Annotated in this window: 13 protein-coding genes; 10 read left to right on the forward strand and 3 right to left on the reverse strand. The window is 68.5% G+C overall.

The window, feature by feature from the left end:
• The first annotated feature begins 19 nt into the window (after nucleotides 1–19).
• From LCL87_RS08090 to LCL87_RS25820, 4 genes are all read left to right on the forward strand, one after another.
• On the forward strand, nucleotides 20–298 hold the full coding sequence (locus LCL87_RS08090) for a helix-turn-helix transcriptional regulator (protein ID WP_225018496.1): 279 nt from the start codon (nucleotides 20–22) through the stop codon (nucleotides 296–298).
• A gap of 33 nt (nucleotides 299–331) precedes the next feature.
• The gene (locus LCL87_RS08095) at nucleotides 332–760 is read left to right on the forward strand and encodes a DUF2752 domain-containing protein (RefSeq protein WP_225018497.1); all 429 of its coding nucleotides are present in this window, start codon (nucleotides 332–334) and stop codon (nucleotides 758–760) included.
• A gap of 121 nt (nucleotides 761–881) precedes the next feature.
• Nucleotides 882–1,637, forward strand: coding sequence for a DUF4190 domain-containing protein (locus LCL87_RS08100; protein ID WP_225018499.1), 756 nt, complete (start codon nucleotides 882–884; stop codon nucleotides 1,635–1,637).
• Between the two features lie 225 nt (nucleotides 1,638–1,862).
• Nucleotides 1,863–4,136, forward strand: a complete 2,274-nt coding sequence (locus LCL87_RS25820; RefSeq protein WP_225018501.1) for an outer membrane protein assembly factor BamB family protein — start codon at nucleotides 1,863–1,865, stop codon at nucleotides 4,134–4,136.
• Here the strand turns inward: LCL87_RS25820 and LCL87_RS08110 are convergent.
• The 3 genes from LCL87_RS08110 to LCL87_RS08120 form a co-directional block, all read right to left on the reverse strand.
• The gene (locus LCL87_RS08110) at nucleotides 4,124–5,734 is read right to left on the reverse strand and encodes a glycosyltransferase 87 family protein (RefSeq protein ID WP_225018503.1); all 1,611 of its coding nucleotides are present in this window, start codon (nucleotides 5,732–5,734) and stop codon (nucleotides 4,124–4,126) included. The genes LCL87_RS25820 and LCL87_RS08110 overlap by 13 nt on opposite strands.
• Nucleotides 5,735–5,757: 23 nt before the next feature.
• On the reverse strand, nucleotides 5,758–8,295 hold the full coding sequence (locus LCL87_RS08115; RefSeq protein WP_510850715.1) for a transglycosylase domain-containing protein: 2,538 nt from the start codon (nucleotides 8,293–8,295) through the stop codon (nucleotides 5,758–5,760).
• Nucleotides 8,296–8,370: 75 nt separating this feature from the next.
• Nucleotides 8,371–8,790, reverse strand: coding sequence for a DUF5318 domain-containing protein (locus tag LCL87_RS08120; protein WP_005516753.1), 420 nt, complete (start codon nucleotides 8,788–8,790; stop codon nucleotides 8,371–8,373).
• Nucleotides 8,791–8,938: 148 nt separating this feature from the next.
• Between LCL87_RS08120 and LCL87_RS08125 the strand changes: the two genes are divergently transcribed.
• The 6 genes from LCL87_RS08125 (at nucleotide 8,939) to LCL87_RS08150 (ending at nucleotide 13,722) form a co-directional block, all read left to right on the forward strand.
• Nucleotides 8,939–9,811 (forward strand): DUF1707 SHOCT-like domain-containing protein, encoded by an 873-nt coding sequence (locus LCL87_RS08125; RefSeq protein WP_225018505.1) that lies wholly within the window; start codon nucleotides 8,939–8,941, stop codon nucleotides 9,809–9,811.
• Between the two features lie 2 nt (nucleotides 9,812–9,813).
• Nucleotides 9,814–10,464: a hypothetical protein gene (locus tag LCL87_RS08130; protein WP_225018507.1), complete on the forward strand. Its 651-nt coding sequence runs from the start codon at nucleotides 9,814–9,816 to the stop codon at nucleotides 10,462–10,464.
• A gap of 64 nt (nucleotides 10,465–10,528) precedes the next feature.
• Entirely contained in the window at nucleotides 10,529–11,383 is an 855-nt protein-coding gene (locus LCL87_RS08135; RefSeq protein ID WP_225018509.1) for a DUF1707 SHOCT-like domain-containing protein, read from the forward strand.
• 2 nt (nucleotides 11,384–11,385) lie between these two features.
• A complete protein-coding gene (locus tag LCL87_RS08140) occupies nucleotides 11,386–11,961 on the forward strand; it encodes a hypothetical protein (RefSeq protein WP_225018511.1) in 576 nt (191 codons plus the stop codon).
• Nucleotides 11,962–12,068: 107 nt separating this feature from the next.
• Complete coding sequence (locus tag LCL87_RS08145) at nucleotides 12,069–12,635, forward strand: PadR family transcriptional regulator (RefSeq protein ID WP_225018688.1); 567 nt, start codon at nucleotides 12,069–12,071, stop codon at nucleotides 12,633–12,635.
• The gene (locus LCL87_RS08150) at nucleotides 12,628–13,722 is read left to right on the forward strand and encodes an inositol-3-phosphate synthase (protein ID WP_225018513.1); all 1,095 of its coding nucleotides are present in this window, start codon (nucleotides 12,628–12,630) and stop codon (nucleotides 13,720–13,722) included. Before LCL87_RS08145 ends, LCL87_RS08150 begins: the two co-directional genes overlap by 8 nt.
• Nucleotides 13,723–13,768: the final 46 nt, after the last annotated feature.

Consider the following 13,768-nt stretch of genomic DNA (forward strand, 5'->3'; position numbering starts at 1 on the left):
CGCGAGGGGAGTCGCAGGGATGCACGCAACGGCGTCGGACCGGGGTGGGGAATGGGACGGGGTACTGGTTCGCCGGCCGCTGCTGTCGAAGCGGGAAACCGAGGTCCTTCGGGTGTGGCTGCAGCACGATTCAAAGGCGGACGCCGCCCGCTGCCTCTACGTCACGGAGGCCACCGTCAACACGCACATCATCAGGATCCGCAACAAGTACGCCTCGGTGGACCGGCCGGCGCGGACGAAGATGGCGCTGCTCGCACGCGCCCTCCAGGACGGCCTGGTGAACCTCGACGACTGGTGATCTCGGCGCGGGCCGTGTGGTGCACTGGACCACGTGCACCGCACACCGGCACCGACGGCGCTTCGTCGCCTCGCCTCGCCCGCGGCCGTCGCGGCGGCCGCGGTCACGGTCTGCGGGGTCGTGGTGTGGGCCGATCCCACCACACCCGGCGGACTCGTCCCGGTCTGCCCGACCAAGGCGCTCCTGGGGATCGACTGTCCACTCTGCGGCGGTTCGCGGATGCTGTACTCGCTGCTGCACCTCGACGTTCCGGGAGCGCTGCGCTACAACGCCGTCGGTGTCGTGGCACTCGTGCTCGTCGTCGCGTCTTACCTCACGTGGACGTGGGGACGACTGCGAGGACGCCGCATTCCGGAGTGGCACCAGCGCCGATGGGCACCGGCAGTCGCACTCGCGGTCACGCTCGTGTGGTTCGGCATCCGTAACATTCCGTTCGCGCCCTTCACATCCCTGCGAGTTTGAATTCCTCGACATCGGTGGTGTCGTCCGTTCGGACGACCCCGAACGGCTCCCGACCGGCAAACGGGGCGAGTAGTCTGATTCGTTCCCGCTCGCACTCCCATTCGCCACGAAGGGCCACTCGGTGACCGATCCGCACTCCCCGCCCCCGCCGTATCCGTACGACGGGACGTATCCGGCACAGCGGGCGCCGTATGGCCCGCCCCGGCCGACCAACACGCTCGCGGTCCTCGCCCTCGTGTTCGGAATACTCGGCGGAATTCTCGCGATTCCGTTCGGCCACATCGCTCGCAGTCAGATCCGGAAGACCGGCGAAGAGGGCAGCGGGCTCGCGCTGGCCGGACTCATCCTCGGCTACATCTGGCTCGTCGCGTGGCTCCTCGCGGTGGCCGTCTTCGGGCTGTTCGTCTCGTGGATCAGCACCGCCACGGACGACCTTCCCCGCCAGTACGCCGACTACAACTACTCGGCGCCGACAACCCGAACCTACGCATCCGCAACTCCGACAACACGATCCGTCCCGACCACCGCGCCCCGCACGTCGACGCTTTCCGCGTCCACCGTGTCGGGTGCCGACGGGCAGGGATTCCTTCCGGGCACCGGTCCGCGATGCAATTCGACCAATCCCGCTGTCGCGATAGGTCGGACGGCGAAGTCGCAGGTCGTCGTGTGCCAGACGGGCGCCGGCCGCTACTACTACAAGGGACTGCGCACCAGCGACGGATCCACGATCGAAATCGACGACCCGACGCCGACCGGCGCCGGCTTCGTCGCGCTCAACGGCAAGGTCCGCTACACGATCGACCCGAACTCCCTCGTCATCACCGAGGGCACCGGCGTCCTGGCAGACGAGCCGATGCTCGCGTTCTGGAGCAAGTGACCCGCACCCGCACGACCGACCCGACGGAGGCAGTCCATGACCCGTGACGATCCGCGAAACGACACGTCGCCTGCGCCGCCCTCGTCGGGGATGCCGTTCGGACCTGCGGCTCCGGGCGTGCCTCCCGGCGCGCCCGTGTACCCGCCTCGTGCCGGAAGTTATCCGCCTCCGTACCCGCAGTCACCACCCCCGCCCCCGAACTACCTGCCGCCCCCACAGTTCGCGGTGCCACCACCACGTCGGCGACGCGGTCCGATCCTGGTCGCCGTGGCCGCGGCCGCCCTCGTCGTCGCCCTCGTCGCCGGTGGAACGTACTGGGTCCTCACGAGGGACGGCGATACCCCCGAGCCGGTCGCGAAAGGCATGCTGCGCTATACCTTCCCGACACAGCCGACGCGTTCCTGGAGCATCTCACCGACCGACGTCGGGGGTGTTCCCGGAGACGCGTTCTTCACACCGGTGTCGGGATCGGTCCAGTACTACGGCGCTGGGTTCGTCGACGTCGGGGACACGCTCGTCACCATGCGCGGACCGGTCCGGGCGAGGTCGGGGATGTCGTCCGGCGGGGATACCGCGATGATCGGCCTCGACTCCGAGTCGGGTGCAGTCCGCTGGACCCGACCGATGTCGGCACAATCGAGTTGCGACGATGCTCCTGTCGACGGCGTACTACCGTGTGTGATTCGCGGCGAACCGGGGGAGAATGCGCGTGTCGAATTCGTCGATCTCCGTTCCGGCGCCACCCGCAACGTCTTCGCGCCCGACTTCTCCGTCATCGACACGACGTCCGACGGGTCTACCGTGTTCGTAGCCGGATACGACGCGGCTCGCCGCTCGAGCGGCGGCGGATTCGTGCTGACCAGCGGATCGGCGACCGATCCGTCGAGTGCCTGGCAGGCCTGGCCAACGCTGCCGGAGTCGTGTACCTGGGGCGGCGGCGACCGACACTCGTTCGAGTTCCGACAGGGACGGCTGTTCTACAAGGCGTCACAGAACGCCTACGCCTTCGACGCGGCCACCGGAACGCTCCTCGGTGCCGGATCGTTCTGGGATTTCACCGGACTCGGCGCTGATCGATTCGCCGGATCCGTCTGCAACTCGACCCCCGACGAAGCAGTCGTCGCTGCCCTGGACAGCGCCGGGTCCGTCGTCTTCGAACAGTCCGGTCGGCTCCGGGGTCCGCATCAGACGTTCACCACTCTGGCGAACGTGCCTGTGTTCATTGACGATTCCGTCTACATGCCCGGCGACGGCAGCAGACTGTGGACCGCGCGCCGTGACTTGGATACGGCGTCGATCGTCGGCGATCGGGTGCTCGCCTTGAAGGGCACGACGGTAACAGCGCTCGCCTTGGACGACGGTGAAGAACTATGGAGCATCACCACGACGCCATCGAGCGGCCGCAGCTTCGAGACCACCGACGGCAGGGTCGTGGTGACACGGAGCGAGGGAAGCCTGGACGCGTACGACCTCCGCGACGGCAGCCTCGCTTGGACACTGCCTGGCGACGTCGACCTCATCGGAGCCGGCGGCAACAATCTCGTTGCTGCGACCGGTGATTCACTCACCGCCTACGCTCCCACCGGAGGCCCCGCGACGGTGCCGGGCGCGATCGGGACGGTCGCCGATTCCACTTCCGGCGGCTCCGGCGACCTGGTCACCAAGTGCGGCAGCAGGCCGGAACTGGAGCCGGTCTCGTTCCGGACAGATGCCGGCGGCCTGATCGTGGAGATGCGCGTCCGGGCCACGTGTCCGGGCGGGGACATCCTGTCCACCGACGCGATGCGGGTGACGGTTCGGGACAACGGAAGTCCCGTGGCGTCGTCGACATTCGACTTCTCGGCAACGCCGCTGACGTTGCCGCCGACGAATGGGGGCGGCACCGACTACGCGACCGCGCGACTCCGCTACCCGCTGGGCTCGTTCTGGCGACTGCCGGGCACGCTCGGTGACGGCAGGGGAGGTGTGAGCGGCAGCGGCGGCGGGGACATCCTCGTGGACTGCGAAGACGAGGGCACGTCGTCCGGTCCCACCACCGCGTCGGCCCCGTCCGGCACGTCGTCGCCGCTCACCTTCGAGGCGTCCACGACCGCGGCCGTCGGGGTCGATGCGGAACGGGCGAGCCGGGACGCGCTGCGGGAGCAGGCCGATGCCGACGCCCCCTTCGTGCGGTCGGATCTCGCGGACCGCTGGGTGCCGCTGCTCAGTTCGAAGCAGCCGGGCCTGGTGGCCGACGGTCTCACGTGGAACAACGCGGAGATCCTGCGTGAGCATCTGGACCTGCGCCTGCGCTACCCGGAGGTGCGACTGATGTGGAGCGGCGACTGGAGCACCTTCACCGAGCGGGACTGGTGGGTGACCGCAGCCGGTGTCACGTTCCCGACGCCGGAGGGCGCCAACGCGTGGTGCGACTCGAAGGGGTTCGCGACCGAGCACTGCTTCGCGAAGCTGGTGAGCACCACCCACGGGGTGGACGGGAGCACGCGCTATCGCAAGTAGGCCGGTTCTTCGTCGGCCCGCACCGGCGGCACCTTCGGCCGCAGCCACGCCGGCAGCCACCGCGGGGGCGCGTCCTCGGCCTGGTCGAGGACGCCTCCCGCGGGGTCGTCGATGAACCCGAACCGCACGAGGTCCTCGGTCGGCCGGTAGATCTGTCGTAGGACCAGCACGCACAGGGCGACGACGGCCAGGTCGCGCACGACGACGGCGCCGGTGAACCACTCCTCGGGCAGTCCCTTGTTGGAGACGCCGAGGTAGTACATCATCCGCGGCACCCACACGAGCGCGTCGATCGTCATCCAGGCCAGCAGGATCCGGCGGTGCGGCAGGGCGAGCACGGCGAGCGGCACCAGCCACAGCGAGTACTGCGGGCTCCATACCTTGTTGGTGAGCAGGAATCCGGCGACGAGCAGGAAGCACAGTTGCGCCACGCGCGGCCGACGCGGCGCGGTGAGCGCGACGTACCCGATGCCGACACAGACCGCGACGAACAGCAGCAGCGTCACGGCGTTCAGCACGGACGGTGATTCACCCGGCGCGAGCGGGCCGTCGAATCCGGTCCATCCGGTGAACGAGGCGATGACGTTGTAGATCGAGTCGGGGTCCGCGCCGCGTTCGGAGTTGAGCCGGAAGAATTCGGCCCACCCGCGTGGGAACAGCAGCGCGATCGGCAGATTCACCACCAGCCAGGCCGCCGCGGCCGCGAGCGTCGCCCGCGTCCAGTCGCGGATCTGCCCGGACCGCAGGCACAGCACCAGCAGCGGACCGAGCAGCATCAGCGGGAACAGCTTGGCGGCGCCGCCCAAGCCGAGCAGGATGCCCGCGAGCACCGGGCGTTTGCGCGCCCACGCCAGCAGGCCACCCATCGCGAACGCCGTCGCGAGCGGGTCGAAGTTGGTGAACGCGTGCACGATCACCAGCGGTGAACACGCGACGAGGGCGGCGTCCCACACCCGTCTGCCGGCCAGCAGGGCACTCGCCCACACCGTCACCAGCCATGCCATCGCCAGACCGAACGCGACGACGTTGAAGTAGATCGCGACCTGCAGGCCGCCGGGCAGCCAGGGCGTCGCGTCCCACGCCTTCGCGACCACCATCGAGCCGTACTGGTACAGCCCCGACAGCACCGGGTACTCCATGTACCGCTGCTGGATCGAGCCGTCGGATCTCGGCTCCTCCCACCACTTCTTGTAGGGGAAGGCGCCCTCGTCGAGGTGCTCGGCGCCGTACAGCGGGACGGTGTCGGAGTAACACATCGCGACGTACTGACGGTTGCCGCTCCAGTCCAGGCCGAGGACGCCGTTCTCGCCCACGGGGGCCTGCTGGATGCAACCCGCCTTGGTGAACCAGCCGAGGCTGAGGAAGACGACGGCCAGCAACAGGATCACCCGCATCGGGGTGAAGAAGCGGGTCCGTCCGATCAGCGCGTGCCGGCCCACCGGCCCGCCGATCGTCGCCGCCAACTTCGACGTCAGCGGATCCGTATGACCGGGAACGTCCCGCCAGTCGGCGGAACGACGATCGGCGGCGAGTGGTGCCGGAGACACCAACTCGCCGCCGATCCTGTCCTCGGTGCTGCCCGCGGTAATGTCGGCCACTCCGCGAGGCTACCGGGAATCCGCTATCCGGCGGGTACCGGCTGCGGCGCGGGCCGCTGCTGCCCCTGCGGAGCGTTTCCACCGGCGGCCGGCGGCTGCTCCTCCTCCGACGACGGCGCGTCCGGGGACTGCGTCGGCGACGATTCGGTGGACTGTCCCGGCTTGATGCCCGGGATCGGGATCGTCACACCGGGCAGGATCTCCACGTTGCTCGTGGTGATCTCGAGCGGCGGGCGCGTCGTCGTGGTCTCCGACGTGCTCGACGGGGCCTCGGTGGTCGTCTTCGGCGCTGCCGGGGCCGAGTACGCGGGCACACCCGCGACACCGGCGATCGGCTTCGGCGTCGGGAACTTCTCGACGTCGGTGCCCTTGAGCGCGCCGTCCATCGTGGCCTTCCAGATGTCCGACGGCAGACCCGAGCCGTAGATCATGCCGCCGTAGCTGTTCTCGAGCGGCAGACCCTGCTCGGTACCGACCCACACCGCAGTCGACAGCGACGGGGTGTAGCCGACCATCCAGGCGTCCTTGTTGGAGCCGGTGTCGCCGAGCTGCGCGGTGCCGGTCTTCGACGCCGACGGGCGTCCACCCGCGAGGCCGTGGCCGCGCGAGTACGCGGCGATCGGCGTCATCGCGGCGGTGGTGTTGTCGGCGACGGCCTCGTCGATGCGGTCCTCACCGACCGGGGTGCCACGGTCGAGCAGGACGGTGCCGTCGGCGGTGACGACCTTCTGCACGAAGTACGGCTGGTGGTACGTGCCCGATGCGGCCAGCGTGGCGTACGCGGACGCCATGTCGAGCGGCCGCGACTGGTACTGGCCCAGCACGATGCCGTTGTTGGGCCCGACACCGCCCGGCTCGGTGAGCGAGGGGCCCACACCCGGGATGTCCTCGGGGATGCCGGCCTTGTGGGCCATGTCGGCGATGGACTGCGGGCCGTCGTCGATAGACAGCATCTGGCGGTAGAAGCTCGTGTTGAGCGACCGCTTGAGCGCCTCGGCGATGGTGCACGTGCCGCAGGACTCGCCCTCGACGTTGCCGATCGAGATGCCGTTGATCGTGAGCGGGCCGCTGTCGTACATCTGCGAGAGCGGGACACCCTGGTCGAGTGCGGCCGCGAGGCCGAACACCTTGAACGACGAACCGGTCTGGAGACCGGCCTGCGCGAAGTCGTAGCCGGTGCCGTCCTGGCCGCCGTAGTAGGCGCGGACCGCGCCGCTGCGCGGATCGACCGACACGACGGCGGTCCGCAGCTCGGACGGCTCACCGTCCATGTAGGTCTCGACGGCGTCCAGCGCCGCCTGCTGCGCCTGCGGATCGATCGTCGTGGTGATCTGCAGACCCTCGGTGTTGAGGTCCTGCTCGCTGATCCCCGACGCCGACAACTCCTGCAGCACCTGCTGCTTGATGAGGCCCTCGGGGCCGCCGCCGCCGGCGCCGTTGTCGACCTCGGCGGACGGAATGACCTGCGGGAACTGCGCCGCCGCGCGATCGGCCGAGTTGAGCGTGCCGCTGCCGACCATGCCGTCGAGGACGTAGTTCCAGCGCGTCTGCGCGCCGGTCGGGTTGAACTCCGGATCGAGACCCGACGGCTGCTGGATCACTGCTGCCAGCACGGCGCCCTCGGAGACGGTCAGTTCCTCGACCGGCTTGCCGAAGTACGCCTGCGAGGCGGCTGCGATGCCGTACGCGCCGCGACCGAAGTAGATGGTGTTCAGGTAGGCGGCCAGGATCTCGTCCTTGGACCACTGCTTGGCCATCTTCGAGGAGATGACCAATTCCTTCATCTTGCGGGTGAGCGAACGCTCCGAACCGACCAGTGCGTTCTTGACGTACTGCTGCGTGATCGTGGATCCGCCGCCGGCGCTGTCGCGGCCGAGCACGTTGTCACGGGCGGCGCGCGCGAAGCCCGTCACCGAGAAGCCCGGGTTCGAGTAGAAGTCACGGTCCTCGGCCGCGAGCACGGCGTTGCGCACATGCACCGGGATCTGGTCGATCGTGACCTCGGTGCGGTTGCCCTCGGGCGGCACGACACGGGTGATCTCGGTGGTGCCGTCCGACGCGAGAATCGTCGCGACCTGGTTGGTCTTCATGTCACCGGGACGCGGGACGTCCGCGAAGATGTACGCGACCATGAAGCCGAGGATCGGCACGATCAGGCCGACGGCCACCACCGCGGCGGTGACGCGGCGGGCGATCTTCCACTTGCTCGACTTGGTCTTCTTCGGCCCCTTCGGCGGCTGACCGCCGGAACCCCCACCCGACTTGCGGGCGGTCGGCGGCGGGCCGGCCGGCGGGCGTCCGCCGGGTCCGCGGCCACCACCACCGCCCTGGGCCGGACGCGGACCGCCCTGCGGAGGACGACCACCCTGCGGGGGGCGTCCGCCCTGCGGCTGCCGCGGTGCTGCGGGACGACCACCCGGCGGCGGGCCGGGGTTGCGGCGCGGCGCGGGGCCACCCACAGGTCGGCCGGGCTGCTGCCCGGCCGGTCGTCCACTCTGCTGCGGGCCGTTGGGACGTTTAGGTCCGTTGGCTCGACCCTGAGGGTTGTTGGGGGAACTCACGTACGAATCTCCAGTAATCGGGTGACTGTGGGCAGTCCTCGGTTGCGTCGGTCGGTGGGCACAGCTGTCGGGTCCCTACTCGCTCGCGGTGCGGCGACGCGGGGACGAAGACCTCCGCGGCCGCTTCGGTGCAGGCACCGCACCGAGAACGTAGGACTGGACCAAGTGGTTCCAGCTGCATGTGCGGCACACCTCGACGACGTGAACCGAGAACTCCTCCTCGGTCGCGGCCAGACGAACCAGTTCCTCGGGTGTCCGTGCCGAGCCCGACACCGGACCCAGCTTGTCGCCGAACACCCAAGATACGAGGGTCAACTCTTCTTTACGACAGATCGGGCACATCACCTCGCTGCGCCGGCCGTGGAACTTGGCCGCACGCAGCAGGTACGGGCTCGCATCACAGACCGCGCTGACGCCGGTCCGCCCCGAGTAGACCTCGGACAGCAGGGACCGGCGCTGCAGCGCGTAGTCCACGACCTGCCGCTGTATCCGCACGGAGACCAGAGTACGTGCGTCCACCGTCAGCGGGGTGGGGCGGGAGTGACCGCACGTGGGGACGAACACAAGGTCTTGACATGGCCCGGCCGCTGGGAGTCGGGCGGCGCCGCTGGCCCGAGTCGGACCGTTACTTAGACTCACGACCATGGCTGCGCAGGCTTCCTCGAATACACGCGCGCGCGATATCGATCGCGTGCAGACCTGCGGATTGCTCGACGCCGGATACAGCGAGGGCCAGCTCGACGCCGGAGAGTACGACGCCCGCACCGCCGCCGCGATGAAGGCGAAGACACTCGGCGAACTCGATGCGTTGGTGTCCGATCTGCAGATTCCGGCGCACCTTGCCGAGATGGCGATCCGGGAGGCCACGGTGTCCCCACGGAACCGCCGTGGCCCGGCGATCGCCGCGGCCGTCGTGGGAGTAGCCGTCGTGATCGGTCTCGTGGCCGTCGTCACACGTAGCGACGACGGAATCCCGCAGACGGACTCCGTTCAAGAGGTCGCCGCCGCCGAACAACCGGCACCGGCACCGATTCCGGGCGAGCCCGACGCGATCGTGGTCGACCCGGTCGACACGACGACCGCCGACGGGATCGAGGTATTCCTCCAGCAGTTCCAGAACAAGTTCGGGGATCAGATCGTCGACGAGCTGTACCTGAAGCAGCGTTACGCCCGCTTCAGTCGGATGCTTCCCGAGCAGTCGCATCGCGTCCAGCGTTGGGAGTACTACCGTGGTTTCAACCCGAGCGGGTCACCATGGTCTCGTACCACCGACGCGACGGTCGACCTCGCCACGATCCGGCTCGACGGGCTCCGGAACCTGATCCGGGACGCTCCGTCCGTGGTGGGACTGCCGGGCGGCCGGATCGACTACATCATCGTCCGCCCCGACCCGATCACCGACGAACCCGAGATCCTGATCTACGTCGAGGACCCCGGACTGTTCTCCGAACATCTCTACGCGACGTTCGACGGGGTTGTCACCAGCACCTCCGCCCCGTCACGTGCGGACGGCTGACCGTGGCAAGCCCTGAGCGCAGGATTCCGCGCGAACGCGAGGACTCGGTCCCGCCGCCGCAGGGGCGGAACGTGCGCCGGATAGCCGCATTCGCCGCAGCGGCAGTCGCCGTGGCCGGGGGAATCGTCGTCACGACCGGCCCGTGGGGCGGCTCGACGGGCACCGACGGCGCGGCGAACTCCCCGAACTCCGCGCGCCTGACCACCGCCGCCGGGCTCGGCCGGCTGCTGGACGAGATCCAGCGGGAGTTCGGCGATTCCTCGGTCGACACCCTCAACGTGTATCCCGAGTACGCATCGATCAACCGTCCCGTTCCCGGAAAGCCCGGGATGTCGATCTCGTACCGGTACGAGGTCGACGACGGCGAGGCACTTTTCACGGAAGCCGGCACCCCTTCGCCGCGCAGCGGCAACGGACTGTCGATCGATCTGGCGCCCCTGCGCCCGAACGTATCCACCGTGATCGGCCTGCTCTACGGCGCCGACCGCACGCTCGCCGTCGCCGATCCGACGTCCACGCACATCTCGATCGAACAGGACGAGCACGGACCGACTGCCGGGATCTACCTGCGCAACGACGAGCAGGCTACGAGCGGGTTTCTGACCGTGGGTTTCGACGGTGAGGTCCGCAGAGTTCGCAGCGCCGACCAGTAGACCCCGCAGCCGGATCCGCGGGCGCGGCCACGCAACATTCCGACCGGTTCCCTATGATCACCGCGTGCCAGAGCGAGCCCCCGCCAGAAAGCGCGCGCGCGACATCGATCGCGCGCAGACCTGCGCACTACTCGATGCCGGCTACGGCGACGGGCAGCTCGACCCGACCGAGTACCGGGCCCGAACCGCACGGGCCATGAAGGCCAAGACACTGGGGGAACTCGGCTCGCTCGTCACGGACCTGCAAATTCCCGAGCATCTCCTCGAAGCGGTGGCGGCACCGCAGTCGGCGCCGCGCCGGCAGATTCCGGGACGCGCCGTCGCGGCGGTCGCAATCGCGATCGCGATCGTCGCGGTCTGCGGGACCGTCGTCTACGTGTCTCGAGTAGACGCGGCCCAGGAGGTGGCCGTCGCAGCCGAACCGGCGCCGGCACCGCTCCCCGCGGCTGAACCTCAGCCGATCGTGGTCGAGTCACACGACCCGCGTTCACCCGAGGGGATCCGGCAGTTCCTGACTGCGTACAAGCAGAAGTTCGGTGACCTGCAGGTCGACCAGGTCACCTTCTACTCCACCTACGTGTTCTTCGGACGGGTGCTGCCGGACCTGCCGGGTCGCGTGCAGGATTGGAGCTTCCGCGGCGGCTTCTCGACGTCTCGGGAACCCGACAACCGCGCGTCGGACAAGGTCACGGTCGACCTGGCATACCTCGACGTCGACCGACTCACCGAGACGATCGCGGCCGGGCCGCGGCTGATCGGGCTCCTGTCAGCCGAATTGGGCCACATCTTCGTGCGCGCGGACTCGTCGGGCGGGGGCCTGGTCAGCATCCAGTTCGAGGATTCCGTCCGAGGAACCGGATCCGTGGACACGAGGCTCGACGGCTCGATCGTCGACGTCTTCCCGGTCGGAGGACGGTGACCGTGCCATCGACGCCGAGTACTCGCTGGGTCGTCGCGCTGTCGACGGTGGTCGTCGCGGCGTGCGGATTCGTCGTCGTGGCCACCTCGACCCGCGACCACTACGAAACCGCATCGCCCAGGGCGGGCACCGACTTGATCACCGCAGCGGGACTAGGACGGATGCTCGACGACATCGCCCGGCAACTGGGCGATTCGGAGGTCGACACCCTGACTATCCATCCCGACTACGCGTCGATCTCCCGTCCAGTGCCCGGTGCCCCCGGCAGCGAGCAGTCGTATCGGTACGAGGACGGGAAGCTCACCGACGAGGGAAGGTCGCCGGGTCGCACCGCCGGCGTGCCCGTCGACCTGGCTGACCTGCGGCCGAACGTTCCCCAGCTGATCGGGCTGTTCTACGGCGCCGATCGCACGATCGGCGTCGACGCACCCACCACGAGCTATCTGATCGCGGATCGCGACGAAAACAACGGGCCGGTGGTGGGCATCTATCTGTCGAACGACAGGACGGGCGCGCAGGGCTTCATGACGGTCGGCTTCGACGGGGCCGTCCGCGAGGTCTATCGAGCCGACCGCTAGGCCTCCTACCAGCCATTTTCGTACAACTGTGTGTTCGTATATATCGGTGCGATATAGTTGGCAATCGCATCTATCGGTTATGTTCGGGACACTCAGGGGGTGTGGTCTTGCTCGAGCTCGCGATTCTCGGGCTGCTCCTCGAGTCACCCATGCACGGCTACGAGCTACGTAAGCGGCTCACCGGCCTGCTCGGTGCGTTCCGCGCCTTCTCCTACGGCTCGCTCTACCCGACCCTGCGCCGCATGCAGGCAGACGGGTTGATCGCCGAGGACTCGGGCGAGGAAGGCACCGTGAAGCGTCGGGCACGCCGCGTGTACGAGCTCACCCCCGCTGGTCGGAAGCGTTTCTCCGAGCTGGTGGCGGACACGGGGCCCCAGAACTACACCGACGACGGGTTCGGCGTGCACCTCGCCTTCTTCAGCCGCACCCCCGCCGAGGCGCGGATGCGGATCCTCGAAGGCAGGCGACGTCAGGTCGAGGAGCGTCGAGAAGGCCTCCGCGACGCCGTCGGGCGGGCCACCGGATCACTCGACCGATACACCCGCCAGCTCCACCAGCTCGGTCTCGAATCGAGCGAGCGCGAAGTGCGGTGGCTCAACGAGCTGATCGCCGCCGAACAATCATCAACAGCAGCAGCACTCCAGAAGAAAGAAGGAGAACCCGACCATGGGTGAGAACAGCACCGCGGTGCGTGTAGCCATTGTGGGCGTGGGTAACTGTGCCTCGTCCCTGGTCCAGGGCGTGCAGTACTACAAGGACGCCGACGAGAACTCGACGGTCCCCGGCCTGATGCACGTCACCTTCGGCCAGTACCACGTGCGCGACGTCCAGTTCGTCGCCGCGTTCGACGTCGACGCCAAGAAGGTCGGGTTCGACCTCTCCGAGGCCATCAACGCCAGCGAGAACAACACCATCAAGATCGCCGACGTCCCGCCGCTGGACGTCCCGGTCCAGCGTGGCCCGACGCTCGACGGCATCGGCAAGTACTACGCGCAGACCATCGAGGTCTCCGACGCCGAGCCCGTCGACGTCGTCCAGGCCCTCAAGGACGCCAAGGTCGACGTCCTCGTGTCCTACCTGCCGGTGGGCTCGGAAGAGGCCGACAAGTTCTATGCGCAGTGCTGCATCGACGCCGGCGTCGCGTTCGTCAACGCGCTGCCCGTCTTCATCGCCTCCGACCCGGAGTGGGCCGAGAAGTTCCGCGCGGCCGGTGTCCCGATCGTCGGCGACGACATCAAGAGCCAGGTCGGCGCCACCATCACCCACCGCGTGATGGCGAAGCTGTTCGAGGACCGCGGCGTGGTGCTGGACCGCACCTACCAGCTCAACGTCGGCGGCAACATGGACTTCAAGAACATGCTCGAGCGTGAGCGCCTGGAGTCCAAGAAGGTCTCGAAGACGCAGGCCGTGACCTCGAACCTCAACGGACCGCTGTCCGGCAAGGTCCACGACCGCAACGTCCACATCGGTCCCTCGGACTACGTCGAGTGGCTCGACGACCGCAAGTGGGCGTACGTCCGCCTCGAGGGTCGCGCGTTCGGTGACGCCCCGCTGAACCTGGAGTACAAGCTCGAGGTCTGGGACTCCCCGAACTCGGCCGGCATCATCATCGACGCCATCCGCGCCGCGAAGATCGCCAAGGACCGCGGCCTCGGTGGCCCGATCCTGCCGGCGTCGGCGTACCTGATGAAGTCCCCGCCGGTCCAGATGGCCGACGACAAGGCTCGCGCCGAGCTCGAGGCCTTCATCATCGAGGCCTGAGTCTCCGCGTAAAACCTCCTGTGGCGGTGGTCGATTCATTCGACCA

Origin of the sequence: Prescottella equi (assembly GCF_020171745.1) — a bacterium.
Lineage (GTDB): Bacteria > Actinomycetota > Actinomycetes > Mycobacteriales > Mycobacteriaceae > Prescottella > Prescottella equi_A.